Origin of the sequence: Limnohabitans sp. (assembly GCF_040401135.1) — a bacterium.
Taxonomy (GTDB): Bacteria; Pseudomonadota; Gammaproteobacteria; order Burkholderiales; family Burkholderiaceae_C; genus Limnohabitans.
In genome coordinates this window covers 1-24292 of the sequence record NZ_JBBAOV010000019.1, presented here as the reverse complement: position 1 = coordinate 24292, position 24292 = coordinate 1, and the positions used below count along the sequence as shown (strand labels likewise).

Sequence of the window (24292 nt, the reverse complement as noted above, 5' to 3'; positions counted from 1 at the left end):
TCACGGCTTTCAAAAAAGATCATCCACATTTGAGAGCAACCACTGGGCACGCTCACGCATCACTTCATTTTGCAGGCTGCGATGTTGTTGGCTGATGTCGATGGCTTGCTTCAACAACAGCTCAAACAGTTTGCGATCTTCTGCGGGCAAGGCCACGCCTTCAGCTTTGGCCACAAATGGCCCCGCTTCTTGGCCCTTGCCCAAAGCAATCGCTTGGTCGTAATAGGACTGCGCTTTTTGGCGCGAGCCACCCACCTTGGCACCCTCCAAGGTGCCCATCAAACTGGCCAAGGCGCCTTGCCCATAAGCCGGGTCGATTTGCCAAGCCAACTCGGCCAAGCGCATGGACAGCGGCAAATCAGCCACCACTTCGGGGTCGTCTTTGGACATCGAAACCCAGCCCCCCAATGATGCAGCAGCCCAATACGCCAAGGGCACTTGGGCTCGTGTCAAGCGGGGTTGCTTTTGAGGATCCGCCTGTCGCAACGCAAGGGCAAAGCCTGGCTGCGTGCGCTCAAGTGCGGTCATGGCATGGCGGTGAGCGCGGGCATACATCCGCCCTGCACGTAGACGCATATCGGCTGCGAGTTGGGGACTTTTGGCATCTATCTTTTCAGCATCAAAGGCCACAAAAGCGTAAGCATATTGCGTGAAACCGGCCGATACTGACTCGGCTAATTTCAAATGGCCCGGCGTTTCTTTGAGCACCGACTCAGAGAACTTCAAATAAAAAGCACTGGCCTCACGCGCCAATTGAAGATCATCTTCATTCGACATCCCCTGACCAGAAAGCGCTTGCGCAGTCTGATCCACCACAAAGGGGCGAACAGCACATCCAGACAAAGTAGAAACCAGAACCAAACAAGCAATGAAACGATAAGTAATAAGGTCACCTCAATGGATTGCAATACGACGGTAAAAAAGCAATGTAAGTCAGTCATGTGAATATTTAGTGACAAACCGTCATGAAGTTGAAACAGTCACTGGCCACAATTTACCAAAAGGAAATTGATATGACCGACCAACACAAACTCGACGAAGCACAAATTCAACGCCTGCGCGACGATCTCTTGGACTCGTTGGATGAAGAGCTGGAGATGTCCATTGACGAAGATGGCGACAACGCCAGCCGTGTCAAATACTTCCGCGAATTACTGCGCTTACAAGGCGAATTGGTCAAGCTGCAAGACTGGGTCGTGGCCACCAAACAAAAAGTGGTGATTCTTTTTGAAGGCCGCGATGCAGCGGGCAAAGGCGGTGTGATCAAGCGCATCACCCAACGCTTGAACCCCCGCGTATGTCGCGTGGCTGCCCTGCCCGCCCCCAACGACCGCGAACGCACACAGTGGTACTTTCAGCGCTATGTGGCGCATCTACCAGCCGCTGGCGAAATTGTGTTGTTTGACCGCAGCTGGTACAACCGCGCTGGCGTAGAGCGAGTCATGGGCTTTTGCAATGACGACGAGTACGAAGAGTTTTTTCGCACTGTGCCCGAGTTTGAAAAAATGTTGGCACGCAGCGGCATCACCCTCATCAAGTATTGGTTCTCCATCACCGACGACGAGCAACATACACGCTTCTTAGGTCGCATCCACGATCCACTCAAGCAGTGGAAGCTCAGCCCCATGGACTTAGAAAGCCGTCGTCGTTGGGAAGACTACACAGAAGCCAAAGAAACCATGATTGAGCGCACACACACACCAGAATCGCCTTGGTGGATGGTGCAAGCGGTTGACAAAAAAAGCGCACGCCTCAATTGCATACGCCATCTGTTGGACCATTTCGATTACCACGAAATCGCACACCCTGAAATACAACTCCCCGCCCGCGTGCGCAACCCTGACTACATTCGTCACCCTGTGCCAGAGAGCATGATCGTGCCAGACAAGTACTGAGGCAATCGCTTCATATCTGCGTCACAAACCACGGATAAATTTGCACGCAATGAACGACATTCATGAAAATCTACAAAAACAAAGACGTGGGTTAAACCGAGTCATTCATGCCCTGGGGTATTCATTGCAAGGGTTGCAAGCGGCCATGCATGAAACCGCTTTTAAACAAGAAGCCTACTTGGCCTACGCATTGATCCCGTTGTCTTTTTTCTTGGGCAACAACTGGGTTGAAATTTCACTTCTTTCAGGATCGGTTATTTTTGTTTTGACAGTCGAACTCTTAAATACGGGCCTCGAGTCCGCCATTGATCGCGTCGGCCCGCAGTGGCACGACCTCTCAAAACGCTGCAAAGACTTGGGCAGCGCCGCCGTGCTGTTGAGCATTGTGTTGTGCATAGGCATTTGGCTGTCAGCGTTGTTTGTCAAGTTCTCTCATTACCTCTGAAGCCAGCTTGAATAAGACTAGGGCGATCTTCATCGCCTACTGGATCATTCCATGTCACTGAAAAATCTCATCGAGATGCTGAACAAACAAAAACTGGTGGATGGCATGGTTCATAGTCAGCAAATGCACAAGCACGACTTTGTGGCGTCTCTGCTGCAAAAGCAGCATGATGCCGAGTTGCTTAACTTCATCGCCAAACAAAGCGCGACCGAGTTGGGTGGCTACCTAGATGCGCTGCCACTCCAAGATGCGCAAAAGTTATGGCACAAGTTACCCAGCGAACTTGAAAACAATGTTTTGTGGGAACTCTCAGACGTTCGCCGCACCGAATTGGCTGGCGACCGCCAGCCCGGATTTGAAGACAGCCAAATCAATGTGTACGAACTGATCGAGGGGCGCCTTAAAAATATGCCTATTTCAGGTCGCCAAGACCTAGAAGGCGCCAAACCCATTTGGGTGGATTTGATCAACTCCACCAAAGCTGAGCGCATGTTTGTGGGCTCACACTTTGGCGTCACCTTGCCCGACCCGATTGAAGCCACCGACCTTGAGGTGAGTGCCCGTTTTCATGTGGAAGAAAACGACGATATTCACCTGCATTCCAACTTTTTGCTAGACCGCGAGGGCAGCTCCAAAAGCGTGCCTGTGGCCTTTATCTTGCATGGTGGCATTTTGTTTTCGTTGCGCAACGAAGAGCTTTCTGTCTTTCGCTTGCAGCGCCGTCGAGCCCTCACGCAGCCGGGCTACGTGACTGATAGCGTGGACTTGCTGCTCGACCTCTACGGTGCAGATGTGGAGGTGTCGGCTGATTCGCTAGAAAACATTTATGCCAAGCTCGGCGTGGTCGGCCGCCATGTGCTGAGTGAAGCTATCACCGATCAGCAAGCCGCGGGTATCTTGGCCGACATTGCCGAAGAGGAAGATCAAAACGGTCGCATTCGCAGCAATATTTTGGACACCCAACGTGCACTGAGCTTTTTGATGCGGGGCCGTTTGCTCACGACAGATCAAATATCGGATTCCAAACAAATTCTGCGCAACATCGATTCGCTCAACAGCCACACCGCCTTCTTGTTTGACAAGATCAACTTCTTGATGGATGCGACCATTGGTTTCATCAACATCAACCAAAACAAACGCGTGAACCAACTGACGGTGTTTAGTGTGGTGTTCATGCCCATCAATATCTTGGCCGGCATAGGCGGCATGTCTGAGTTTTCGATGATGACCGAGGGCACACCTTGGCCTCTGTCATTTGGTGGCTTCATTCTTGGCTCTGCATGCATCGGCTTTGTCACTTATGTTTTGCTGAAACATTTTGAAAAAAAACGTCTGAAAAGAACTATCTGATTGAACACGATGTCACACCACAAACACGAAACAACCCAAATCAGCGGCGACGGTCTGCGCTACAGCAGCAAGAAAAATGGCTCACCCTTTGAAGGTACGGGCAGAACGGGAGAAATGATGAGCTGCATCAAATGCGGCACACACAAACCGAGATCCACGGGCTCGTTTCGTCGCTTCTTAAATGCCAGCCACTTTTTTTGCGGCGACTGCCGCGTGGTACCTGCGGTCAGCGCTTAAGGGGCGATGCGCCAACGGTTGGCGGGAAACGTCAACTTAAAGCATGAGCCCTTGGCGAGCTCGCTGGTAATGGACAGGCTGCCACCATGACGCTGCATGACATGCTTGACGATGGCCAACCCCAAACCCGTGCCACCCGACTCGCGGGAACGGCTGCGGTCCACGCGGTAAAAACGCTCGGTCAAGCGAGGCAAATGCTCGGCGGCAATGCCAGCGCCTGTGTCACGCACCGCAATCGACAAACTGGCGTCGGCGGCTTGTTCCACCGACACATTAATGTGCCCGCCGGCCGGCGTGTAACGCACAGCATTGGTCACCAAATTAGACAACGCACTTTGCAACTCACGCTGCTCGCCCATGAGCAACGCTTGGTCTAGCAAAGAGGAGGATTCAAACGCAATGTGATGAAGCGGTGCACCTTTGGCAATGATGTCCGATAAGCCACGGGCTTCTGACTCGCACGCAACCAGCAAGCTTGACAAAGGAACCGTGTTTATAAAATTTGGCACGGGGCTGCCTTCTAAGCGAGAAAGCGTCAACAAGTCTTCCACCAAGCCCTGCATGCGCACGGCTTGCAACGCCATCAAAGCCAAATAGCGATGTTGCTCATGGGTATCTAAATCTAGGGTTTGCAGTGTTTCTACAAAACCAGACAAGACGGTAAGAGGTGTGCGAATTTCGTGCGAGACGTTGGCCACAAAGTCGCGTCGCATGGCCTCAGCCTGCTCTAGCAGGGTGACATCTCGGGTCAGCAACAGTTGCTTTCCTTCACCATAACGATGGCGCTGCACAGAGATGCGCACAGGACTAGACATTCGGTGTCTGTGACCCGCCATCACCACGGGATCCACAGGATGCTCTACCGCCATGTAAGCCGTAAAGACAGGGTCGCGCAACAAGTTGCCGACACGTTGCATCACGTCACGCTCAGGATGAATGCCCAAATGGTTGGCTGCAGTTTGGTTAGACCACTCAATTTGCGCATTGGCATCGAGCATCACCACGCCATTAGGGGAAGCTTGAATGGCGGAAAGGAAGTCTTTGAGTCGCTGCTCACCAGCTGCGATGCTGCGTTCACGGTCGCGTAAAAGCTTGCGCGCTCGGTCTGAAAGCACACCCCACCACCCCGACATCTGGGGCGCCATGGCCAAATCACCTCTGCGCAGCCAAGAGCGCATGCGGTAACCCCGCCAGGCATCGACCAAGACCCACAAGATGCTAGCCAACAAGGCACCGATCAGCGAATAAATAGACGGTTGCTTGTCTCCAATTACTGCCCATGCAAAACCGATTGCGGCGCCAAAAGCTAACAGAGAAAGAAACGAGAAAAATCGACTGATCACAGGAACCTTGTGTAGGTTTTAGGGCTGGTGCGTGATCCTATATCCTACGCCACGCACGGTTTCAACCATGCTGCCTGCTTCACCCAAGGCTTCGCGCAAACGTTTGACATGCACGTCAACCGTGCGCTCTTCGATGAACACATGGTCACCCCAAACACGGTCCAGCAACTGGCTGCGGCTGTGCACGCGCTCGGCGTGGTGCATCAAATAATTGAGTAGTTTGAACTCTGTGGGGCCGAGCTTGATGCCATGATCGTTAAAGCTCACGCGATGCGTTGAACCATCCAACTGCAAAGCGCCAATACGCACCACATCACTGGCTTGCTCTGGCGCACGGCGACGCAGGACTGCACGGATGCGAGCCAACAGTTCTTGGGTCGAGAAAGGTTTGGTGATGTAGTCGTCAGCACCAGCATCGAGGCCTGCAATTTTGTCGGGCTCATCGCCACGCGCAGTGAGCATGAGAATAGGTATGGTCTTGGTGCGAGGGTCAGCACGCCAACGACGCGCCAACTCCAAACCACTTTGACCAGGCAACATCCAATCCAACAAAATCACATCGGGCAGTACCTCGTCAATGTGTACCTGAGCAGCGTTGCCATCTGCAGCCAACACGGCCAACATGCCGTGGTGACGCAAATTCACCGAAATAAGTTCGGCAATAGCCGACTCATCTTCCACCACCAACACGCGAGCTATTTTCATCTTCCCAAAACCTTTTACTTGCTCATGGACGATTCCACATCAGCCAATGGGATGTGACGTACGTCTTCGCCCTTGACGATGTAGATGATGAATTCAGCAATGTTTTTGGAGTGGTCACCAATGCGCTCAATGGCTTTGGCAATGAACAACAAATCCAAGCTGGCAGAGATGGTGCGCGGGTCTTCCATCATGTAGGTGATGAGCTTGCGCACAAAGCCGTCAAACTCTTTGTCAATCTCGTGGTCCTCACGCAAGATGGAGACTGCCATGGGCACGTCCAAACGCGCAAAGGCATCCAAGGCTTTACGCAACAAGCCAGAGGCCATTTCGGCTGAAGCACGCAAATCAGACGAAGGCAAAGTACGTGGAGCAGTTCCGCTGATGATGGACTTGACCATACGGGCAATCTTGGCGGCTTCGTCACCCACGCGCTCGAGGTTGGCCGTGGTTTTAGACATCGCCATGAGCAAACGCAAATCACCGGCTGTCGGTTGACGACGACCAATAATGGATGCGATTTCTCGATCGATTTCAACTTCAAGGCTGTTGACTTTGACTTCGGTCACCAACACATCATCAGCCGCTTCTGGGCTGAACTGAGACAAAGCGTAAACCGCTTGGCGAATTTGAGACTCCACCAAACCACCCAACTCCATCACATGTGAAGAGATGTTGTTGAGGTCGGCGTCGAACTGCGAGGACAAGTGTTTATCAGGCATGGGGTCTCCAATTAGCCGAAGCGGCCGGTGATGTAGTCTTCTGTGGCGGTTTTGTTGGGCTTGAAGAAGATTTGTTCTGTCTCGCCAAACTCAACCAATTCGCCCAAATACATATAGGCTGTGTAGTCACTGCAACGTGCAGCTTGCTGCATGTTGTGGGTCACGATGGCAATGGTGTAGTCGGCTTTTAATTCATGCACGAGTTCTTCCACCTTGCCTGTAGAAATAGGGTCAAGCGCAGAGGTGGGCTCGTCCAGCAACAAGACTGAAGGCTTAACAGCCACGCTGCGTGCAATGCACAAGCGCTGCTGCTGACCGCCTGAGAGTGACAAACCGTTTTGACCCAACTTGTCTTTGACTTCGTTCCACAAAGCGGCCTTGCTTAACGCCCATTCAACGCGTTCGTCCATCTCTGTTTTGCCTAGGTCTTCGTACAAGCGCACACCAAAGGCGATGTTGTCATAAATGGTCATCGGGAACGGTGTGGGTTTTTGGAACACCATGCCGATGCGGGCACGCAACAAATTCAAGTCTTGATTGGAACCCAAAATATTTTGGCCATAGAAATTGATCTCGCCTTCGGCATGTTGACCTGGGTACAAGCTATACATGCGGTTCAAGGTGCGCAACAAGGTGGACTTGCCGCAACCCGATGGGCCGATGAACGCGGTAACTTTGCGCTCAGCAATGTCCATGGTGACGTTTTTCAGGCCTTGGAATTTGCCGTAGAAAAAGTTCAGGTTACGAACTTCGAGAGCGTTTTTTTGTGCTGTTTGAGTTTCAGACATTTTTAGATTCCTGATTGAAATTAGGCGCTGACTTTTTCGCGGAAGAACACGCGTGCCAAGATGTTAAGCACGAGCACAGTCAAGGTAATCAACAAGGCACCGGCCCAAGCCAAGCGCACCCAGTTGTCATAAGGGCTCATGGCGAACTGGAAGATCACCACAGGCAAGTTAGCCATAGGGGCACCCATGTTGGTGCTGAAGAACTGGTTATTCAAGGCCGTGAACAGCAAGGGTGCTGTCTCGCCGCTGATACGGGCTATTGCCAACAAGACACCGGTCATCACGCCGCTTTTGGCGGCACGCAGGGTAATGAAAGTAGACACTTTCCAGCGTGGCGCACCCAAGGCAAATGCTGCTTCACGCAAGCTGCCAGGCACCAAGCGCAACATGTTTTCAGTGGTGCGCATGATGACGGGCACTGCAATAAGCGACAAAGCCAAGCTACCTGCATACCCTGAGAAGTTGCCCACCGTGGCCACCGCAATGGCGTACACAAACAAGCCCAACACAATGGAAGGTGCTGACAACATGATGTCGGTCACAAAGCGGGTGAGCTCGGCAGTTTTGCTTTCGTCACCGTACTCGGTGAGATAGACACCCGCCAAAATACCCACAGGCGTGGACACCACCACCGTCAAGCCCACAATCATCAAACTGCCCAAGATGGCGTTGCGCAAGCCACCCCCTTCGGTACCAGGTGCGGGTGTATCGCTGAACAACAAGTTGGCATCCATACCAGCCAAACCGTTGGAAAACAACACGAAAAGAATCCAAAGCAAGACGGCTAAACCGAGAGCCATGGCCGACATTGAAAACACCAAACCCAATGTGCTGACGATGCGACGCTTTGCGTAAAGTTGATTGTTAATTTCCATAAAAACCTCTTAATTACCTTTGGCTTTTTCTGCACGCATGATCAGCACCTTGGCAGCAGCCAACACCACAAAGGTGATGACAAACAGCAAGAAGCCAAGTGCAAATAAAGTGGAGAAATGCAAGGCTTCGGCCTCGCCAAACTCATTGGCCAAGACTGACGCGATGGATGTGCCAGGCGAGAACAAGGAGGTGGGCATGCGGTTGGCGTTACCAATCACAAACGTGACCGCCATGGTTTCACCCAATGCACGACCTAGCCCCAGCATGATGCCGCCGATCACACCTTTTTGTGTGTAGGGCAACACCACTTTACGCACCACTTCCCATGTGGTGCAGCCCAATGCGTAGGCAGACTCGCGCAAGATGGGCGGCGTGATTTCAAACACATCACGCATCACCGCGGCAACAAACGGCAAGACCATGAAGGCCAACACGACGCCTGCTGCCAAGATTCCCATGCCGTTGGTGGCACCACCAAACAGCCAACCCACCAAAGGCATGCCACCCAACACTTGCTTCAGTGGTACTTGCACGTAGTCGGCAAACAAAGGCGCGAACACAAACAAACCAAACATGCCGTAAATGATGGAGGGCACAGCCGCCAACAACTCAATCGATGTTCCCAGCGGGCGACGCAGCCACACAGGGCAGGTCTCGGTCAAGAATACAGCAACACCAAAAGCCAAGGGCACGGCAATCAAAAGTGCAATCCCAGCACTGGCAAGCGTACCCACGATGGCAATAGCTGCACCAAATTCAGAATTAATGATGTCCCATTCGACACGCCATAAAAAGTGAAAACCAAACTTTTGAAACGTAGGCCATGCATTCACAAACAAGGAAATGATGATGCCTAACAAGGCCGCCAACACGATCAATGAAAAAGATTGCGTGACGCGATGAAAAATAGAATCTTGTGTGCGCTGCGTCTTAGCAATCGCCACCATGTCAGCGCTGACGGCTTGACCTGATTCTTCTCTCATTAAATTTTGTGAGTTCATGACAGACCCTAGACTCATTGAAACACCCTACTTCTTAAAAACTAAAATTCCGTCGACTTTGAAAAAAAGGCCGACGGAATTGGGTAGCTCAATTCAAATTACTTTTGAATTTGTGTCCACACTTTGGCGCGGATAGCCGTTGTCAAAGCATCAGGCAATGACACGTAGTCGAGATCAGCAGCCATTTTTTTGCCGTTCATGAATGACCAATCAAAAAACTTGAGGGCTTCAGCAGCAGCAGCTTTGTCAGCAGGTTGCTTGTACATCAAGATGAACGAAGCCGTGCTGATAGGCCAGCTGTTTGCGCCCTTGGCGTTGACCATGGACACACCCATGCCAGGCACGCTGAACCAGTCAGCGCCAGCAGCAGCAGAAGCAAATGTCAAGTCATCTGGAGAAACATACTTGCCCTCAGCATTTTGAATTTGCATGAAGTTCATGTTGTTTTTCTTGACATAGGCGTACTCAACGTAGCCAATGGAGCCTTTGACGCGGTTCACGTTGGCTGCAACGCCTTCGTTACCTTTGCCGCCCACGGATGAAGGAGCTGGCCACTTCACAGCAGCGCCCTTGCCTGCGGTGTCAGCCCAGTCTTTGCTCACAACAGTCAGGTAATCGGTAAAGTTGAAAGTGGTGCCAGAGCCGTCAGCGCGGTGAACCACAGTGATAGCTTGGTCTGGCAATTTTTTGCCTGGGTTCAAGGCAGCGATTTTTGGATCGTTGAAGTTGCTGATCTTGCCCATGAACATCTCAGCCAACACAGGTCCTGTGATGCGCAATTCGCCTGGCTTGAAACCGTCCAAGTTCAACACAGGCACAGTGCCGCCGATGATGGCTGGGAACTGAACCATGCCTTCTTTTTCCAAGTCATCGCCAGACATAGGCGCGTCAGTGGCACCGAAAGTCACTGTCTTGGCTTTGATTTGACGGATACCGCCAGAAGAACCGATGGATTGGTAGTTCAAGCTGTTACCTGATACGGCCTTGTAGGCTTCAGCCCACTTGGCGTAAATTGGGAAAGGGAATGTAGCGCCAGCACCAGTGATGTCGGCTGCAAAGGCTGAACCCATAGCCATGGTTGCCATTGCGGCAGCGGCTACGGATTTGATGAATGTGCGTTTGGTGTTCATGAGATTCCTAAAGGGGTTAAAAGGAGACCAAACTTTAACGATGCTTTATGACGAATATGTGACAAATATGACGGTTTAAATTTCAATAATTCAAGTATTATTGAATTATGATCATGTTGAAAACATCTGAACTTGAAGTGGTGGAAGCGTTGGCAGCCTTGGCACAAGCCCAACGCTTGCGAGCCTTTAGAGCCTTGGTCGTGGCGGGTGCTGAGGGATTGACTCCCAGCACGCTGGCTGCCTTGCTGCAAATTGCACCCAGCGCTTTGTCGTTTCACCTCAAAGCCTTGAGCCATGCTGGTTTGGTGAGCGCCGAGGCCAGTGGCCGCAACTTGATTTACCGCGCCGAATTTGCCCGCATGAACAACTTGCTGACCTATCTCACGCAAGACTGCTGCCAAGGCCAATCATGCGTGGCTGTGACTGATACGGTCAAAGCTTGCTGTTGAATTTTTAAAGGAATCGCCATGAACGTCGAACAATTTTTGAGTCTGCTAGAAACCAACCCTCAGCAAAATTTGCGCATCGTCTTGCCCGATGGCAAGGTGGTGGCGCCCCACTTTCACATCACCGAAGTGGGGCATGTGACCAAGAACTTTATGGACTGCGGCGGCACACGCCGCAAGACCGAAAGCTGTCTGCTGCAAACCTGGGTGTACAGCGACGTGGACCACCGCTTAGAAACCAACAAACTCGCCAACATCTTGCGCATTGCAGGCGACGTGTTACCCGCGCTTGACTTGCCTGTAGAGATCGAACACGAAGCGGGCGTGGTGTCGCAATACCCTGTGGTCGCTGGCAGCAGCGATGGTCAAACCCTGACCTTGACCACCGATCTCAAGCACACCGCTTGCTTGGCCATGGAATTGTGCTGCGCACCCACGGCCACGACTACGGCCACAGCAGACAAACAAGGCGCTAAGGCCGGTGTCGGTTGCTCGCCCACCAGCGGCTGCTGCTAAGCCTGACACACGCTTGAAAAATTTCTTCTTTATCCTTCACTCTTTTACTAAGCCACAACAGCCATGAACACCTTGAACGTCCTCTTTTTGTGCACCCACAACTCTGCACGCAGCATCTTGGCTGAGGCGATGCTCAACCACATCGTCCAAGGCACCAGTGGCACGCACTTCAAAGCTTTCTCAGCTGGCAGCAGCCCTCGCGAAAACCAGCAACCCAACCCACTGGCCATGCAAGTGCTGAAATCGGCCGGCATCGCCACCGACTATTTGCGCAGCAAAACCTGGGACGAGTTTGCCTTGCCCGATGCCCCGCACATGGACTTGGTTATCACCGTGTGCGACAACGCCGCAGGCGAGGTGTGCCCCTATTGGCCCGGTCAACCCGCCACGGCGCACTGGGGTTACCCAGATCCATCGGATGTGCAAGGCACAGATGAAGAACGTGTGGCCGCCTTCCGTAACACCATGCACATGATTCAAAAACGCTTGCAACTACTGGTCAGCCTGCCTGCCGACAAGCTGCAAAAAACCATGCTGCAAAACACTGCCCGTGAACTCGCCAAGGACCACGCATGAACTTCTTTGAACGCTATCTGACGGCTTGGGTGGCGCTGTGCATCGTGGTGGGCATTGCGCTGGGCCAGTGGCAGCCTGAACTGTTCCAAGCCATCGGTCAACTCGAATACGCGCAAGTCAACTTGCCCGTGGGCTTGCTGATTTGGGTGATGATCATTCCGATGTTGGTCAAGGTCGACTTTGGCGCTTTGCACGAAGTGCGTCAGCACATCAAAGGCATTGGCGTGACGCTGTTTGTCAACTGGTTCGTCAAGCCGTTTTCGATGGCGCTGCTGGGCTGGTTTTTTATTCGCTACTTGTTTGCGCCGCTATTGCCTGCCGACCAGATTGACAGCTACATTGCTGGCCTCATTTTGTTGGCCGCTGCGCCCTGCACCGCCATGGTGTTTGTGTGGAGCCGCCTCACCAACGGTCATCCTTTGTTCACCCTGTCGCAAGTGGCCTTGAACGACGCCATCATGGTGGTGGCATTTGCGCCGCTGGTGGCTTTTTTGCTCGGTCTCTCGGCCATCATCGTGCCTTGGGACACGCTTATCACCTCGGTGGTGCTGTACATCATCGTGCCCGTAATCTTGGCGCAGCTGATTCGCAAAGCGTTGCTTGCTCGAGGCGAGGCGAAGTTTGAAGCCGTCATGGCCCTCATTGGCCCTTGGTCTATCGGTGCCTTGCTGGCCACACTGGTGTTGCTTTTCGCGTTTCAAGGCGAAGCCATTTTGAAGCAGCCCTTGGTCATTGCCCTGTTGGCTGTGCCTATCTTGATTCAGGTGTTGTTCAACTCTGCCTTGGCTTATTACCTCAACCGTGCCGTGGGCGAAGCACACAACGTGGCCTGCCCTTCGGCGTTGATTGGCGCATCCAACTTCTTTGAGCTGGCAGTGGCCGCAGCCATTAGTCTGTTTGGGTTCGAGTCAGGTGCAGCACTCGCCACGGTGGTGGGCGTGTTGATTGAAGTGCCGGTCATGTTGCTTGTGGTGAATGTGGTCAATCGCAGCAAGGGTTGGTACGAGCGCGGCGCGGCTGAATGACCTCAGCCCCCCAAAGGTTGCAGGCGGTTTTTAGAATTAAGCATGCGTCTTTTTATTAATGCCCTTGGTTTTCAAACCGCTTGGTGGGCTTGCATTGCCGGCATTGGGCTTGGGCTAGAGATCCCTGCCCTAGTCTATTGTGTGGTGCTAGCTGTCCTGCACCTCTCCTTCGCTATGCAGCCTTGGTCCGAAGCAAAGCTTGCAGCCATTGCGCTGGTGACGGGCGTGCTGGCAGATACACTTTTACAAATGGTGAATGTCATCAGTTTTTATGGCTGGGCCCTCGGCCCCGTGAGCCCGTTTTGGCTATGGATGCTTTGGGTCTTGTTTGCGATGACCTTGAATGCCTCCTTGTCATTTCTGCAAAAGCTGCCTCTTTGGCTGTCTGCATTGGCAGGGCTGGCGTTTGGCCCTCTGACTTACTATGCTGGGGCACAACTAGGCGCGGCATCATTTGACGGATCTTTGATCAACGTAGGTGCTCTTGCATTGACTTGGATGATCGCGCTGCCCTTCTTGGTCTACATGGCCAAACAACTCTTCACACACCCCAAAGGTCTCGCATGATGAATCGTCGAAAGCTTTTACTCAGTGGCATGGCCAGCACCGCAGTGGTCGCAAACCTAAGTGGCTGCGCAAGCCCATCGATTGATGAGTTTGCAGGCCAAAAACCCGTACTTGATTTGCGCACTTACTTCAACGGCATGGTGGACGCATGGGGCATCTTCACCGACCGCAACGGCAAAGTGGTGAAGCGCTTCACGGTCGAAATGAAATGCGAGTGGCAAAACGACCAAGGCATTTTGGATGAAGACTTTGTCTACTCAGATGGCACCAAAGAAAAACGCGTATGGAAACTCACCGACAAAGGCAACGGCGTCTACGTGGGCACTGCGGGTGATGTGGTGGGCTTGGCCGAAGGCCAGACCAAAGGCAATGCGTTCAACTGGCGCTACACGTTGGCACTGCCCGTGGAAGGCACCGTGCTGAATGTGCAAATGGACGACTGGATGTATTTGATGAATGACCGCGTGATGCTCAACAAAGCGCGCATGACCAAGCTGGGTATTCACTTGGGCGATGTCACACTCTCGTTCACACGCAGGACATAAACCGCATGCGTTGGCATCCTTTAATTATTGGCGTTGCGTGTTTGATGGCTTCGGTGTTTGCCTCCGCCAGCGACTTGTCGGAAAAATTGCAATCTGCTGATCACGTGCTGTTGATGCGCCACGCGCTAGCCCCTGGCGTAGGTGACCCCGCCAACTACACCTTAGAAGATTGCAAAACACAGCGCAACCTTAGCGACGAGGGCAGAAAACAGGCACAGGCCGCCGGCCAATGGCTCAAACAACAAGGCATCACAAGCGCCGATGTTCTGTCCAGCGCGTGGTGTCGTTGCAAAGACACAGCTGCTCTGTTGGGATTTGGCGGGATTACCGTCGAGCCTGCTTTGGGCTCGTTTTTTGATGAGATGCACACAGCCAAAGCGCAAAACCAAAAACTTGAAAAGTTTGTCGCTAACCGACTTAAAACCAAGGCCAACAAGGCGCTTATTTTGGTAACTCACCATGTGAACATTTATGAATTCACTGGTGAAAACATCGGCTCTGGTGACATGGTGTTAGCAAAAGTTAACGCCAATGGCAAGATGATTTCGCACACCTTAATTCCCAGATCCCAGCAGCGTTAGTAAGTGGCGGGTGTTAGGTCACCAAGCAATTGACTCACCCTGGTAATCCACGTAATGCGCCCCTGATTTGGGCGTCAGCATTGTCAAAGCTGTCAGCATGCCTGCCACAGACTCGGCAGGCTCCAACAAATGAGGCGCCGAACTGGCGAAAGCTTTGGACAAATTGGACCTGACCGTGCCCGGCTGCAAGGCCACCACCCGCAGCTCAGCATTTTTTCTCTGCAGCTCAATGGCTGCGGTTTGCAGCAACATGTTCAATGCCGCCTTGGCAGCGCGGTAGCCATACCAGCCACCCTTGGTGTTGTCTGAAATACTGCCCACACGTGCCGAAAGCTTGGCGTAAACCGCTGGACCTGGAGCCAACAAAGGCGCAAAGTGTCGAAGCACCAAAACGGGGGCGACTGCGTTGATGTGAAAATTTTCCATCAACACTTCTTCACGCAAACTGGCGAGTGATTTTTCTGGGCCCACACCACCGATGGTCAACGCACCCGTGGCATCAATGATGATGCGGTAAGGGCCTGACGCACGACACACCTCGGCTTGCGCTTCGATCGAAGCTGCATTTAACAAATCGAAACCTGGCGACAAAGAGCGCGACACAAGCTCCACATGGGTGCAGTGCGAGTCGGATTGAAAGGCCGCCACAAAAGCGCCACCAATCGCGCCAGTGGCACCGATGACCAATGCCTTGTAGTCGGTATCAAACATGGGTCAATGACCTCTCAAAATGACATGTGCAGCTGAAACACAGAGTTAGGCGCTTTGGGAATGAACGGCGCGGGTAAAGGTTTGAACTTGAAACGCCCCAATTCTTTCGCGTATGACTTGACCTCTACCAAGGCGTAATCAACAAAGTCTGCCAAAGTGAAATTGCTCAACGTGTCTTTCACAATTTGTTCAAGCCCCAGCTCGTAACTGGCCAGCGTCACAGGTTCAGCCTCAACTCCAACATCAGCCTCATTAGAAACGGGCGATTCAATGAACGTGCTCTCAAACACAGCGGCAATATCCCACACGGAAAGCAAAGAGACATCACCGCGAATCATGTAGCCACCGCCCGGCCCCTTCATGGCCGTCACGATGTTGTTTTCTTTGAGGGGCTTGAGGATGTTTTCCAAATATGAAATGGACAAGCCCAATCGAGGCGACAACTCTGTGGTGGTCACGTAACCGAGGCTTCTTTGGCTGGCAAGAAACACGCAAACTTCGATGGCATTGATGGTTTTCTTTGAAATCATGGCAAAACTCCTGTTGAGTGGATTTTGAGGCATAAATCTACGCAAACAAAGACTTTCTTTGGTTGAAATCAATATTTCAGCGTATTATCTACACAACTCCTACTCAAAGGCAACCACCTTGACGCTTACTACATTACCCGCAGGCCCGCTGTTCCGCATTGGAGCGGTGTCTCACACCACCGGCATCCCTGTCTCCACCTTGCGCATTTGGGAAACGCGCTACGGCGCATTCAATCCCACCAAGACCGAAGGCAAGCAACGGTTGTTTGCCGAGCAGGATGTGTCTAAAGCACTGTTACTCAAACAGCTTTCACAAAACGGCCACGCCATCAGCACCATTGCCAACCTCGCTCTCGAACAGCTGCGCCATATGAGCAATCTGCCGCACAACACGCCGCAGAGTCTGGCCGTTCCGGGCCAGCCCGTATCCATGGCAGTGGTGGGACTGAGCATGGCCAACCGCATTGAATCTCAAAAGTTTGCTGTGGGCATGAAGCAAAACCAAATCAAAGTCACTGATGTGCTGGCTGACTTGGCTGCAGCCGCACACGCGAAATTAGAGCAACTTCCACAGGTGCTGCTGGTCAAGGTCAACACACTGCAAACGACGGTGCACACCGACCTTCAGGCGCTGGTGGCCAAACACAAATTTGCACAAACCATCGTCATTTACAACTTTGCAACGGATATCGTGGTGCAAGCCATGAAATTTTCGGGTTTCATCGTGCGGCGCGAGCCCATCTCGGACATCGAATTGGCGGAGTTGCTGCAATCGGTGTTGTTTGTTGATCCCGCACGTGCGCAAGAGTTTGGGACATCGGGCGGCGTCATCGCTGGCCGTAAATATTCAGACGCCACCCTGAGTCGCGTGGCTGGCATTTCCACCAATGTGCTGTGCGAGTGTCCGCGCCATGTGGCCGAGCTGATTGCGCAGTTGGCCAGCTTTGAACAATACAGCCAAGAGTGCCTCAATAGAAATACCGAAGACGCGCACCTGCACGCTTACCTGACGTCCATTTCTGGCTCTGCACGCTCGTTGTTTGAAAATGCTTTAGAAAAAATTGCGCAGCACGAAGGCATCGATTTGCGCGAGGGTGCGGGCTAAGCCACTTGTAGTGTCTGCAACCACAAACGGTCGATGTCGCTGAGCTTTGCTTTGTCAAACTCTGCCTCGCGCTCCCAATAGCGACCTGAAGGCACCATGTAGCCCAAATCTTGTTCTGCCTGCAACACGCGCGTCACAACCGCGGCATCAAACAACTGGCTTTGGCGGTTCAACATGTCTTGGCAAAGTGGCTGAGTGGCAAACTCGGTCATGGACACGCGAGGAAACAACAAGCGCGACGCGGGAAGCTGCGATAAATTCACCACCGCGCAGTTTTGTGAATGTGCAAACGACAAGAAACGAACCGACTTGGCTTCTAAAGACTGCAAGGTCACATCCGCACGCAAAGGATCTGGCGTGCCTTGTCCATAAAAATGACTGGACTCACCAGTGCCGGTGGCGTAGACCATGTCGCAACCCAAAAACGCCAAGATGTCCGGCTTTAATGCACCCAAAGCCCAGTAGCCCGTTGTAAAAGCCATGGTGCCACCCGCGTACACAAAGCCACCAAAACTATTTTGCTGCGGTACAAAATCAGAGGCGGCAATCAAGCGCTGATGGGGCAACAAAGGCTCAGGTGGCAAGCGATTGGCGGCGAAGTCTTCTGGGTAAACCAAGTAGTCCCAGTCGGGCGTGATTTGCCAAGCGTTGTTGATGGCCACGCGTGATGTAAAAACAGACAAGTCCCAGTTTTTAGCCAGCACAGCGTCTGGCGCACTGCCGAGGATCAACACAATTTTCAAACCATTTGTCACGATGATTTCCCTTCCATGGAAAGCCTTCATACTTTTGAAATCGGTTATCTTGCCAGACAAATATGACCTCCGTGGCCCAAGCAGATCGGGCCCGTCGATAGCCATTGCGCACCCAAGGTTGGTAGGCGTTCATAGAATCAAACTATGCCTCCCACCACACTCGCACGCAACGTACTGGGCACAGCACTCGTGCCCTGCTCTTACGACCCGCTCACCGGCTACTTCCGCGATGGTTGTTGCCACACCGACGCCCACGACCACGGCAGCCATGTGGTGTGCGCCAAACTCACGCAAGCCTTTCTAGATTTTTCATTGCAAAAAGGCAATGACCTCATCACCCCCAGACCCGACTACCGCTTTGCAGGCCTCAAGGCTGGCGACCGTTGGTGCTTGTGCGCCATGCGCTGGAAAGAAGCATGGGATGCCGGTGTTGCACCACCCGTGGTGCTCGAGTGCACGCACGCCAAAGCCCTTGAGTTTGTCACGCTGGAGCAACTGCAGTTATGCGCTTAAACACACACACCCGACTCGCCTTGTTGGTTGGGTTTTTATGGATGAAGTCGGCCATGGCCACCGAAGAACCTAGCTACGACGTGCGCATCTCGCAACCCCCTTTCGAGCTGCGGCACTACGCGCCTACCTTGATCGCCGAAACTTTGGTGGATGGCGACATGGACGCTGCATCCGGCAAAGGCTTTCGCTTGATTGCCGATTACATCTTTGGCAACAACCGCGCTGTGGGCTCGCAACAAGCTGACAAAATCGCCATGACTGTCCCCGTGACGATGGCACCCCAATCTTCAAAAATTGCCATGACAGCGCCGGTCACCGTCGAGCCGCAATCGGGCAACACCGTCATGGCTGATGCCACCCAATGGCGCATTCACTTTGTGATGCCCAGTCAATACACCATGGCCACCATCCCCAAGCCCAACAACAGCGCGGTGACCTTGCGCGAACTACCGCGTAAATACTTTGTGGTGTATCGCTACTCGGGCTTCAACACCATGGCGCAGGTGCAAGAAAAAACCAACCACGCATTGGCTTGGGCCCAGCAGCAATCTCTCAAGGTCGTGGGCACACCACAGCTGTCGCGCTACGACCCACCGTGGACACTGCCCATGTTCAGGCGTAACGAAATCATGGTGGAAGTTGCTGCGCCATGACGGTCAATGCCCAATGCGCCACTCCGCCAACGCAGTCATTCAGCCCAATATTTAGCGCCTGTATCGAACTGCGCGACCTGCGGCTAAACACAGACATTGGCACTTATGGCCCGCACGAAGTCGTGCCTGATGCGCACTTGCTCGACCTCACACTTTGGTTGGCGCCAACGTTGGTGCTCATCGCCCAAGACGGTATGGCTCATGTATTTGACTATGACCCTTTGGTGATCGAGATCGACCGCCTCGCCGCCGATGGCCATTACGAAACCCAAGAGCGCCTCGTCACACGCATCGTGCGCGCGTGTGCGGCCTACCCAGAGATCGAGGCGCTGGACATTGGCCTGCGCAAATCGCCCGTGCGCCAAGGCTCGGGATCGCTAGGTGTGCGTGTGTCGGTAGATGCCCACACGCTGAACACCCTGCGCTGAGCCAAAAAAGAAAACCGCCCGAAGGCGGTGTGTGACTAACGCATTGCCGCAAAACTTAAAGCTTCGCAACTTTCCAAGCGCCCTCTGAGCGGCCGTCACCTGTCTTGTCGCCTGGCTTGACATCTTTTGTCCAAAAGTAAAGCGGCAAGCCCTTATAGGCCAATTGTTTTTTTCCATCATCGCGTGCAATCACGCTGTAGTCACCCGAGGCTTGTGCATTGGCTTCCACCAAGAGCGGTGGCCAATTGACAGCGCACTGGGCGTTGCACACAGATTTTCCAGAGCCCACGCCGTCTTTGGCGAAGGTGTACAGCGTCATGTTGTTGGTACCCACCAGCACCCCGTCGGCGACTTGGGTGTAAGACGTGCCGCCCATCAAAGTGGCGCAAGCGGAGACAGCCAAGATCGACACAGAAGCGATCAAAAGACGTAAAAGTCGTGACATAAATTTCCTTTTATTCGACAAAAGATGTTGTCAAATTTACTTTACCTGAACTTGATGTCAGACCACAGGCACTTGCTGCCAGTCCGTCGTGTAGCTAGGGGATTTATGGTTTTGGTTCATTTGCCAAGTCTTGAACGCACCTTGTGTGGACACCTTGACCGTGCCGCGCCCGTAGCGTTTGTTCAAACCATCAATCACCGCCATCAAGTGGCTGGGTGGGGCTTGCGCAGGCTCTAGCCAATCCGTTTGGTGCGTGGTGACGGACGAAATATCGCTCAGCATGATGCCAGCTTTTTTGTAGCCATAGCCCTCTTTGAACAAGCGGCTCACCAAGTAATCGGCCCAGCGGTTGACCACCAAACTGTCTTGCGTGGGTTGCGGCAGGGGCAAGGTGAACGACGGGTTGTATTGCGGCTGGTCTGGGCGAAACCGGTTGGTGCGCAAGAACACATGAATGGCCCCGGCGTGCGAGCCTTGCGCGCGCAGCTTGACGCAGGCATTGGCCACAAAGGTGCTCATGGCGTCTTGCAGCACCGCCAGCGCATACACGGTTTGGCCAAACGAGCGGCTGCACACAATTTGCTGCTTGTCGGGCGCCATGTCTTGCAGCGCGAGACAGGCTACCCCTTGCAGCTCGCGCTGCGTTTTTTCTAGCACCACGCCAAATTCGGCACGCAAGGTGGGCGTGTGTGCGCCGCGCAAATCAGCGGCGGTGTGAATGCGGTGTTCAGCCAGCCGCGCACTGAGGCGCGGGCCCACGCCCCACACCTCGCCCACCTCAATTTGGCCTAAGATGCGCGCTTGCTGGGCGTCGCTTAAATCGTTGTAGTTAAAGACACCTTTGGACCTCGGGTGCTTCTTGGCAATGTGGTTAGACAGCTTGGCCAAGGTCTTGGTCGGGCCGATGCCCACGCACACTGGAATGCCGGTCCAAGCGATCACACGGTCACGCATTTGGTAGCTCAGGGCTTTGAGTTGGGGCATGCCCGTGAGGTCAACAAAACACTCGTCGATCGAATACACCTCGTGCTGCGGCGCGTAGTCACTCAGGATAGACATGACGCGGTTGGACATGTCTGCATACAACGCATAGTTAGAGCTCAGGGCCACCACGCCCTGTGCTTTGGCCTGTGCCGCATATTCAAACCAAGGCTGGCCCATGCGTACGCCCAATGCCTTGGCCTCGTTGGAGCGCGACACCGCACAACCGTCGTTGTTGGACAACACCACCACCGGCACACCCTTCAAGTCGGGGCGAAACAAGCGCTCGCAACTGACGTAAAAGTTGTTGCAATCGACCAAGGCAATTTGCGAAGGCATGGGGTTCAGGATGTTGCGACCGGCTCAACCACTGCTGTTTTTAGCATGATGGGGCGCACCAAAATTTTGTAACTGTCCAAATCAAACTCGCGTGGTACAGCATCGCTCAGCGCCAAGGCTTGACCCATGTGCGGAGACGACGACAACAACGCCCGCGAACACTGCGTGCCCAAATAACACCAGTTGTTCACACGGTGGCGCTGCACCCAAGTGCCCGCGGTTTCCACCACATCCACTGCACCGGGAAAGGGCCACACCTCGACCTGCGAATCACACAGGGCTGAAAACAATCGCGCGTCATGGATGCCGCGATCTTCTTGCCCCACACACACGCCCAAACAGGTTTTGATTTGCACCCCAAAGCAGCCACGCTGGCCTGCGGGCTCAAGCCCCAACACCGACAAACACAAGCTGTGTTGCTCGGCCAGGGCCCTGAGTTTGGTGGCCGCCGCATGCCGCGATGCAAACAAACCGTACAGCTCAGGCGTGCTGCCTAGGTTGACCAACTTGCTGTCCACCACCTCAGGCACTAGACCCGCGGGCGACTGCACCAAGCGTATCGAACACAAGCTGCGCATGCGGCGCAGCCGCTGGTTAAACAGCGGGTGGTCGGTTTTGATCATGCGCGACTCCAGCAGCAAAGCACCCATTTCACCCGCGGTTTCGATGAAGTCAATGCGACGCGTTTGCGCCACCATGCGGGCCTCGTCGGGGGCGCGCAGGTGGCTCATGACGCGGCTGCGAATGTCCACACTTTTGCCGATGTACAAAGGCAGCGGACTGTCGCCTCGAAAAATGTACACACCTGCGCTGCGTGGCAACGCAGCCAAACTGTCGGGATCAATCTGGTGGGTCAGCACAGTTTGTGAATGTTGTGAGTCACCACACCCCACACCATGAAGTCGTCTTCTTCTTTGATGCGTCGGGGTTCGTAGTTGGGGTTTTCGGCCATCAACTGCACCACGCCCGCGCGTCGGTGCAAGCGCTTGACCGTGAACTCGTTGTTGAGCTGCGCCACCACGATGTGGTTGTGCTTGGGGTCAATGCTGCGGTCCACCAACAGGGCGTCGCCCTCGTAAATGCCCACCCCCGTCATCGAGTCGCCCTTGACACGAAACACATATGTGGCCGCCTTATTGCGAATCAAATGTTGGTTCAAATCGATACGCTCTTCGGTGTGATCGGCCGCTGGCGACGGAAACCCCGCAGGCACCAACCAGCCGCACACATCCAGCCATAAGCCCCCTACCTCCAGGGGGGAAATAGGATGAGAGAGTTCTTTTAAATGTGACATTTGCTTATAATACTGTACAAATAAACAGTCTAAATCATTTGCTGATTTTCCACACCATGCCAAAACTTAACCCCGCAGACGTGCAGCATGCCCTGGCCTCCCTCACAGGGTGGTCGCTAGACACAGACGCGCAGCACAAGCCACCCTGCCTTCACAAAAGCTGGAAGCTGCCCAGCTTTGACACCGCGGTAGCGCGGTTCAACCAGATCGCCCAACTGGCCAAAGAACAAGACCACCATCCCGAAGTACTGTCAAGCTACACGCACTTGCACGTGCGCGTCTGGACCCACGATGTGTCGGGTCTGACGGAGAAAGATTTCAAACTGGCCCACAGCATCGATGTGCTTTTTGCAGAAACACACCCATGAAAGAACCGTCCCGTGCCACAGAAAAACAGCTTCAAAGGTAACAAGCAAAGCCTGCCCAGCAAGCCTTGCAAAACCTGCGGGCGTGACATGACGTGGCGCAAAGCGTGGGCCAAAAACTGGGAGCAAGTGCTGTACTGCTCAGACGCCTGCCGCCAAAAAAAATCGGCCACACCGCCATGAGCTACGAGCTGGTTTGGTTCAAGCGTGACCTGCGCTGGCAAGACCACGCGGCGTTGGCCCACGCCGCGCAGCGTGGGCCGGTGCGCTGCATTTACGTGGTGGAGCCCGAGCTGTGGTTGCAACCCGATGCAGCCTTGCAGCACTTTGAGTTTGTGCGTGAATCCTTGCAAGCGCTGGATGACGCGCTGCGTTTGCAAGGCGGCTGCGTAGAAGTGCACACCGGCGAACTGCCCGAGGTGTTGAACCGCATTTGGCAAGAAGCGCCTTTTCGCCAACTGCACGCGCACCAAGAAACCGGCAATGGATTTACCTATGCGCGTGACCTAAAAGTTGGCGCTTGGTGCCGGATGTACAACGTGGGTTGGCACGAGCACCCGCAGTTTGGTGTGGTGCGTGGGCTAAAAAACCGCAACCTGTGGCAGCCCGCTTGGGAACGGCACATGGCTGAGCCTATGCAGGTTGTGGGCGCATTGCGGTTTTGGCAATCCAGCACATTGGGCCGCGCTGGGTGCACTCCGTCACAGATGCAAGCCCCCGCGCATCTGCAACACAACCCGCCTTTGCGCCAGCGCGGTGGCAGACCTTTGGCACTGGCCAACTTACACAGTTTTTTACATGCGCGCAGCTTGGGCTATCGCGGCGGTATTTCGTCGCCGCTGTCAGCCCCCGATGCGTGTTCGCGCTTGTCAGCCTACTTGGCCTGGGGCTGCATCAGCATGCGCGAGGTAGTGCAGCACACACGGGCATACATCGCTCAGCTGCCGCCGCAGGCCAGCCGTCACCGCGCAGGATTGACGGGCTTCATCAGCCGTTTGTATTGGCACTGCCACTTCATCCAAAAGTTGGAAAGCGAGCCCGCCATCGAGTGGCACAACATGCACCGGGGTTACGACGGGCTGCGTGAACACGATTTCAACGAAGCGCACTTTGAGGCTCTCAAAGCCGCACGCACCGGCTGGCCGATGGTGGACGCGTGTGTGACCATGTTGCGCGAAACGGGTTGGCTGAACTTTCGCATGCGGGCCATGCTGGTGTCGGTAGCCGCCTATCCGCTTTGGCTGCACTGGCGGCCTGTGGGCGAGTGGCTAGCCACGCAATTTTTAGATTACGAGCCGGGCATCCACTGGAGCCAGCTGCAAATGCAGTCGGGCACCACGGGCATCAACACCACGCGTGTGTACAACCCCATCAAGCAAGCGCAAGACCACGATCCGCATGGCCGCTTTGTGCGGCAGTGGTTGCCCG

General features: G+C 53.9%; 33 protein-coding genes. 18 read left to right on the top strand and 15 right to left on the bottom strand.

Annotation, left to right across the window (positions count from 1 at the left end):
• Positions 1 to 9: 9 nt before the first annotated feature.
• Positions 10 to 777, bottom strand: a complete 768-nt coding sequence (locus ABWP81_RS07005; RefSeq protein WP_353140593.1) for a TRAP transporter TatT component family protein — start codon at positions 775 to 777, stop codon at positions 10 to 12.
• A gap of 236 nt (positions 778 to 1013) precedes the next feature.
• Here ABWP81_RS07005 and ppk2 point away from each other — a divergent pair, with 236 nt between their 5' ends.
• The 4 genes from ppk2 to ABWP81_RS06985 are packed head-to-tail and all read left to right on the top strand — an operon-like array spanning position 1014 to position 3927.
• Positions 1014 to 1895: a polyphosphate kinase 2 gene (gene ppk2 / locus ABWP81_RS07000; protein WP_353140590.1), complete on the top strand. Its 882-nt coding sequence runs from the start codon at positions 1014 to 1016 to the stop codon at positions 1893 to 1895.
• Positions 1896 to 1944: 49 nt separating this feature from the next.
• A complete protein-coding gene (locus tag ABWP81_RS06995) occupies positions 1945 to 2340 on the top strand; it encodes a diacylglycerol kinase (protein WP_353140587.1) in 396 nt (131 codons plus the stop codon).
• A 51-nt stretch (positions 2341 to 2391) separates the two neighbouring features.
• Positions 2392 to 3690, top strand: coding sequence for a CorA family divalent cation transporter (locus tag ABWP81_RS06990; RefSeq protein ID WP_353140585.1), 1299 nt, complete (start codon positions 2392 to 2394; stop codon positions 3688 to 3690).
• A gap of 9 nt (positions 3691 to 3699) precedes the next feature.
• On the top strand, positions 3700 to 3927 hold the full coding sequence (locus ABWP81_RS06985) for a hypothetical protein (RefSeq protein WP_353134685.1): 228 nt from the start codon (positions 3700 to 3702) through the stop codon (positions 3925 to 3927).
• On the opposite strand, the gene phoR is transcribed toward ABWP81_RS06985, so the two are convergent.
• The 7 genes from phoR to pstS all read right to left on the bottom strand — a co-directional run bounded on the left by phoR (position 3924) and on the right by pstS (position 10489).
• Complete coding sequence (gene phoR / locus ABWP81_RS06980; RefSeq protein ID WP_353140582.1) at positions 3924 to 5153, bottom strand: phosphate regulon sensor histidine kinase PhoR; 1230 nt, start codon at positions 5151 to 5153, stop codon at positions 3924 to 3926. The genes ABWP81_RS06985 and phoR overlap by 4 nt on opposite strands.
• Positions 5154 to 5288: 135 nt before the next feature.
• Positions 5289 to 5975, bottom strand: coding sequence for a phosphate regulon transcriptional regulator PhoB (gene phoB, locus ABWP81_RS06975; RefSeq protein ID WP_353134679.1), 687 nt, complete (start codon positions 5973 to 5975; stop codon positions 5289 to 5291).
• A gap of 14 nt (positions 5976 to 5989) precedes the next feature.
• Complete coding sequence (gene phoU / locus ABWP81_RS06970; protein ID WP_353140579.1) at positions 5990 to 6694, bottom strand: phosphate signaling complex protein PhoU; 705 nt, start codon at positions 6692 to 6694, stop codon at positions 5990 to 5992.
• An 11-nt stretch (positions 6695 to 6705) separates the two neighbouring features.
• Positions 6706 to 7482 carry a phosphate ABC transporter ATP-binding protein PstB gene (gene pstB, locus ABWP81_RS06965; RefSeq protein WP_353140576.1) on the bottom strand — a complete coding sequence of 259 codons (777 nt, stop codon included), beginning with the start codon at positions 7480 to 7482 and terminating at the stop codon, positions 6706 to 6708.
• 20 nt (positions 7483 to 7502) lie between these two features.
• Positions 7503 to 8357 carry a phosphate ABC transporter permease PstA gene (gene pstA, locus ABWP81_RS06960; protein WP_353140573.1) on the bottom strand — a complete coding sequence of 285 codons (855 nt, stop codon included), beginning with the start codon at positions 8355 to 8357 and terminating at the stop codon, positions 7503 to 7505.
• A 9-nt stretch (positions 8358 to 8366) separates the two neighbouring features.
• Entirely contained in the window at positions 8367 to 9341 is a 975-nt protein-coding gene (pstC, locus tag ABWP81_RS06955) for a phosphate ABC transporter permease subunit PstC (RefSeq protein ID WP_353140570.1), read from the bottom strand.
• Positions 9342 to 9457: 116 nt separating this feature from the next.
• A complete protein-coding gene (pstS, locus tag ABWP81_RS06950; protein WP_353140567.1) occupies positions 9458 to 10489 on the bottom strand; it encodes a phosphate ABC transporter substrate-binding protein PstS in 1032 nt (343 codons plus the stop codon).
• A 113-nt stretch (positions 10490 to 10602) separates the two neighbouring features.
• Between pstS and ABWP81_RS06945 the strand changes: the two genes are divergently transcribed.
• The 7 genes from ABWP81_RS06945 to ABWP81_RS06915 all read left to right on the top strand — a co-directional run bounded on the left by ABWP81_RS06945 (position 10603) and on the right by ABWP81_RS06915 (position 14745).
• Positions 10603 to 10938 (top strand): ArsR/SmtB family transcription factor, encoded by a 336-nt coding sequence (locus tag ABWP81_RS06945; protein WP_353140564.1) that lies wholly within the window; start codon positions 10603 to 10605, stop codon positions 10936 to 10938.
• Positions 10939 to 10956: 18 nt separating this feature from the next.
• Positions 10957 to 11451, top strand: a complete 495-nt coding sequence (locus ABWP81_RS06940) for a DUF6428 family protein (RefSeq protein WP_353140561.1) — start codon at positions 10957 to 10959, stop codon at positions 11449 to 11451.
• A 63-nt stretch (positions 11452 to 11514) separates the two neighbouring features.
• A complete protein-coding gene (locus ABWP81_RS06935) occupies positions 11515 to 12027 on the top strand; it encodes an arsenate reductase ArsC (RefSeq protein ID WP_353140558.1) in 513 nt (170 codons plus the stop codon).
• The gene (gene arsB / locus ABWP81_RS06930; protein WP_353140554.1) at positions 12024 to 13052 is read left to right on the top strand and encodes an ACR3 family arsenite efflux transporter; all 1029 of its coding nucleotides are present in this window, start codon (positions 12024 to 12026) and stop codon (positions 13050 to 13052) included. The genes ABWP81_RS06935 and arsB overlap by 4 nt, the downstream gene beginning before the upstream one ends.
• Before the next feature lie 42 nt (positions 13053 to 13094).
• Positions 13095 to 13619 (top strand): DUF2878 domain-containing protein, encoded by a 525-nt coding sequence (locus ABWP81_RS06925; RefSeq protein ID WP_353140551.1) that lies wholly within the window; start codon positions 13095 to 13097, stop codon positions 13617 to 13619.
• The gene (locus tag ABWP81_RS06920; RefSeq protein WP_502905519.1) at positions 13619 to 14164 is read left to right on the top strand and encodes a DUF3833 domain-containing protein; all 546 of its coding nucleotides are present in this window, start codon (positions 13619 to 13621) and stop codon (positions 14162 to 14164) included. Before ABWP81_RS06925 ends, ABWP81_RS06920 begins: the two co-directional genes overlap by 1 nt.
• Before the next feature lie 5 nt (positions 14165 to 14169).
• Entirely contained in the window at positions 14170 to 14745 is a 576-nt protein-coding gene (locus tag ABWP81_RS06915) for a histidine phosphatase family protein (RefSeq protein WP_353140548.1), read from the top strand.
• Positions 14746 to 14763: 18 nt separating this feature from the next.
• Here ABWP81_RS06915 and ABWP81_RS06910 read toward each other — a convergent pair whose 3' ends face one another.
• Positions 14764 to 15456 (bottom strand): SDR family NAD(P)-dependent oxidoreductase, encoded by a 693-nt coding sequence (locus ABWP81_RS06910; protein WP_353135601.1) that lies wholly within the window; start codon positions 15454 to 15456, stop codon positions 14764 to 14766.
• A 14-nt stretch (positions 15457 to 15470) separates the two neighbouring features.
• Positions 15471 to 15986: an RrF2 family transcriptional regulator gene (locus tag ABWP81_RS06905; protein WP_353140545.1), complete on the bottom strand. Its 516-nt coding sequence runs from the start codon at positions 15984 to 15986 to the stop codon at positions 15471 to 15473.
• 118 nt (positions 15987 to 16104) lie between these two features.
• Between ABWP81_RS06905 and ABWP81_RS06900 the strand changes: the two genes are divergently transcribed.
• A complete protein-coding gene (locus ABWP81_RS06900; protein WP_353135595.1) occupies positions 16105 to 17091 on the top strand; it encodes a MerR family transcriptional regulator in 987 nt (328 codons plus the stop codon).
• On the opposite strand, the gene ABWP81_RS06895 is transcribed toward ABWP81_RS06900, so the two are convergent.
• Positions 17088 to 17846 carry a hypothetical protein gene (locus ABWP81_RS06895; protein ID WP_353140542.1) on the bottom strand — a complete coding sequence of 253 codons (759 nt, stop codon included), beginning with the start codon at positions 17844 to 17846 and terminating at the stop codon, positions 17088 to 17090. The genes ABWP81_RS06900 and ABWP81_RS06895 overlap by 4 nt on opposite strands.
• Before the next feature lie 144 nt (positions 17847 to 17990).
• On the opposite strand from ABWP81_RS06895, the gene ABWP81_RS06890 reads away from it, so the two are divergent.
• From ABWP81_RS06890 to ABWP81_RS06880, 3 genes are read left to right on the top strand one after another with little or no spacing between them, the layout of a single operon-like run.
• Entirely contained in the window at positions 17991 to 18359 is a 369-nt protein-coding gene (locus tag ABWP81_RS06890; RefSeq protein ID WP_353140540.1) for a DUF2237 family protein, read from the top strand.
• Positions 18350 to 19012, top strand: coding sequence for an SOUL family heme-binding protein (locus tag ABWP81_RS06885; protein WP_353135586.1), 663 nt, complete (start codon positions 18350 to 18352; stop codon positions 19010 to 19012). The genes ABWP81_RS06890 and ABWP81_RS06885 overlap by 10 nt, the downstream gene beginning before the upstream one ends.
• Positions 19009 to 19440 (top strand): dihydroneopterin aldolase, encoded by a 432-nt coding sequence (locus ABWP81_RS06880; protein WP_353140537.1) that lies wholly within the window; start codon positions 19009 to 19011, stop codon positions 19438 to 19440. The genes ABWP81_RS06885 and ABWP81_RS06880 overlap by 4 nt, the downstream gene beginning before the upstream one ends.
• A 55-nt stretch (positions 19441 to 19495) precedes the next feature.
• On the opposite strand, the gene ABWP81_RS06875 is transcribed toward ABWP81_RS06880, so the two are convergent.
• Genes ABWP81_RS06875 through ABWP81_RS06860 form a run of 4 tightly spaced genes read right to left on the bottom strand, consistent with a single transcriptional unit; the run spans position 19496 to position 22499 of the window.
• On the bottom strand, positions 19496 to 19885 hold the full coding sequence (locus ABWP81_RS06875) for a COG4315 family predicted lipoprotein (RefSeq protein WP_353135581.1): 390 nt from the start codon (positions 19883 to 19885) through the stop codon (positions 19496 to 19498).
• 57 nt (positions 19886 to 19942) lie between these two features.
• The gene (locus ABWP81_RS06870; protein ID WP_353140534.1) at positions 19943 to 21205 is read right to left on the bottom strand and encodes a Y-family DNA polymerase; all 1263 of its coding nucleotides are present in this window, start codon (positions 21203 to 21205) and stop codon (positions 19943 to 19945) included.
• Positions 21206 to 21210: 5 nt separating this feature from the next.
• Positions 21211 to 22065, bottom strand: coding sequence for an endonuclease (locus tag ABWP81_RS06865; protein ID WP_353140531.1), 855 nt, complete (start codon positions 22063 to 22065; stop codon positions 21211 to 21213).
• A complete protein-coding gene (locus ABWP81_RS06860) occupies positions 22059 to 22499 on the bottom strand; it encodes a LexA family protein (RefSeq protein ID WP_353135572.1) in 441 nt (146 codons plus the stop codon). The genes ABWP81_RS06865 and ABWP81_RS06860 overlap by 7 nt, the downstream gene beginning before the upstream one ends.
• Before the next feature lie 56 nt (positions 22500 to 22555).
• On the opposite strand from ABWP81_RS06860, the gene ABWP81_RS06855 reads away from it, so the two are divergent.
• The 3 genes from ABWP81_RS06855 to ABWP81_RS06845 all read left to right on the top strand — a co-directional run.
• Entirely contained in the window at positions 22556 to 22867 is a 312-nt protein-coding gene (locus ABWP81_RS06855; protein WP_353135569.1) for a 4a-hydroxytetrahydrobiopterin dehydratase, read from the top strand.
• A gap of 12 nt (positions 22868 to 22879) precedes the next feature.
• Positions 22880 to 23047 carry a DUF2256 domain-containing protein gene (locus ABWP81_RS06850; protein ID WP_353135566.1) on the top strand — a complete coding sequence of 56 codons (168 nt, stop codon included), beginning with the start codon at positions 22880 to 22882 and terminating at the stop codon, positions 23045 to 23047.
• On the top strand, positions 23044 to 24292 hold a 1249-nt coding region (locus tag ABWP81_RS06845; protein ID WP_353140528.1), incomplete at its 3' end, for a cryptochrome/deoxyribodipyrimidine photo-lyase family protein. The genes ABWP81_RS06850 and ABWP81_RS06845, both read left to right, overlap by 4 nt.

What these genes read in the sequence shown, in the direction of transcription:
- ABWP81_RS07005 (WP_353140593.1), bottom strand. Translation starts at nt 777, where the DNA reads ATGTCGAATGAAGATGATCTTCAATTGGCGCGTGAGGCCAGTGCTTTT.
- ppk2 (WP_353140590.1), top strand. Translation starts at nt 1,014, where the DNA reads ATGACCGACCAACACAAACTCGACGAAGCACAAATTCAACGCCTGCGC.
- ABWP81_RS06995 (WP_353140587.1), top strand. Translation starts at nt 1,945, where the DNA reads ATGAACGACATTCATGAAAATCTACAAAAACAAAGACGTGGGTTAAAC.
- ABWP81_RS06990 (WP_353140585.1), top strand. Translation starts at nt 2,392, where the DNA reads ATGTCACTGAAAAATCTCATCGAGATGCTGAACAAACAAAAACTGGTG.
- ABWP81_RS06985 (WP_353134685.1), top strand. Translation starts at nt 3,700, where the DNA reads ATGTCACACCACAAACACGAAACAACCCAAATCAGCGGCGACGGTCTG.
- phoB (WP_353134679.1), bottom strand. Translation starts at nt 5,975, where the DNA reads ATGAAAATAGCTCGCGTGTTGGTGGTGGAAGATGAGTCGGCTATTGCC.
- phoU (WP_353140579.1), bottom strand. Translation starts at nt 6,694, where the DNA reads ATGCCTGATAAACACTTGTCCTCGCAGTTCGACGCCGACCTCAACAAC.
- pstB (WP_353140576.1), bottom strand. Translation starts at nt 7,482, where the DNA reads ATGTCTGAAACTCAAACAGCACAAAAAAACGCTCTCGAAGTTCGTAAC.
- pstA (WP_353140573.1), bottom strand. Translation starts at nt 8,357, where the DNA reads ATGGAAATTAACAATCAACTTTACGCAAAGCGTCGCATCGTCAGCACA.
- pstC (WP_353140570.1), bottom strand. Translation starts at nt 9,341, where the DNA reads ATGAGAGAAGAATCAGGTCAAGCCGTCAGCGCTGACATGGTGGCGATT.
- pstS (WP_353140567.1), bottom strand. Translation starts at nt 10,489, where the DNA reads ATGAACACCAAACGCACATTCATCAAATCCGTAGCCGCTGCCGCAATG.
- ABWP81_RS06945 (WP_353140564.1), top strand. Translation starts at nt 10,603, where the DNA reads ATGTTGAAAACATCTGAACTTGAAGTGGTGGAAGCGTTGGCAGCCTTG.
- ABWP81_RS06940 (WP_353140561.1), top strand. Translation starts at nt 10,957, where the DNA reads ATGAACGTCGAACAATTTTTGAGTCTGCTAGAAACCAACCCTCAGCAA.
- ABWP81_RS06935 (WP_353140558.1), top strand. Translation starts at nt 11,515, where the DNA reads ATGAACACCTTGAACGTCCTCTTTTTGTGCACCCACAACTCTGCACGC.
- arsB (WP_353140554.1), top strand. Translation starts at nt 12,024, where the DNA reads ATGAACTTCTTTGAACGCTATCTGACGGCTTGGGTGGCGCTGTGCATC.
- ABWP81_RS06925 (WP_353140551.1), top strand. Translation starts at nt 13,095, where the DNA reads ATGCGTCTTTTTATTAATGCCCTTGGTTTTCAAACCGCTTGGTGGGCT.
- ABWP81_RS06920 (WP_502905519.1), top strand. Translation starts at nt 13,619, where the DNA reads ATGAATCGTCGAAAGCTTTTACTCAGTGGCATGGCCAGCACCGCAGTG.
- ABWP81_RS06915 (WP_353140548.1), top strand. Translation starts at nt 14,170, where the DNA reads ATGCGTTGGCATCCTTTAATTATTGGCGTTGCGTGTTTGATGGCTTCG.
- ABWP81_RS06910 (WP_353135601.1), bottom strand. Translation starts at nt 15,456, where the DNA reads ATGTTTGATACCGACTACAAGGCATTGGTCATCGGTGCCACTGGCGCG.
- ABWP81_RS06905 (WP_353140545.1), bottom strand. Translation starts at nt 15,986, where the DNA reads ATGATTTCAAAGAAAACCATCAATGCCATCGAAGTTTGCGTGTTTCTT.
- ABWP81_RS06890 (WP_353140540.1), top strand. Translation starts at nt 17,991, where the DNA reads ATGCCTCCCACCACACTCGCACGCAACGTACTGGGCACAGCACTCGTG.
- ABWP81_RS06885 (WP_353135586.1), top strand. Translation starts at nt 18,350, where the DNA reads ATGCGCTTAAACACACACACCCGACTCGCCTTGTTGGTTGGGTTTTTA.
- ABWP81_RS06880 (WP_353140537.1), top strand. Translation starts at nt 19,009, where the DNA reads ATGACGGTCAATGCCCAATGCGCCACTCCGCCAACGCAGTCATTCAGC.
- ABWP81_RS06875 (WP_353135581.1), bottom strand. Translation starts at nt 19,885, where the DNA reads ATGTCACGACTTTTACGTCTTTTGATCGCTTCTGTGTCGATCTTGGCT.
- ABWP81_RS06870 (WP_353140534.1), bottom strand. Translation starts at nt 21,205, where the DNA reads ATGCCTTCGCAAATTGCCTTGGTCGATTGCAACAACTTTTACGTCAGT.
- ABWP81_RS06860 (WP_353135572.1), bottom strand. Translation starts at nt 22,499, where the DNA reads ATGTCACATTTAAAAGAACTCTCTCATCCTATTTCCCCCCTGGAGGTA.
- ABWP81_RS06855 (WP_353135569.1), top strand. Translation starts at nt 22,556, where the DNA reads ATGCCAAAACTTAACCCCGCAGACGTGCAGCATGCCCTGGCCTCCCTC.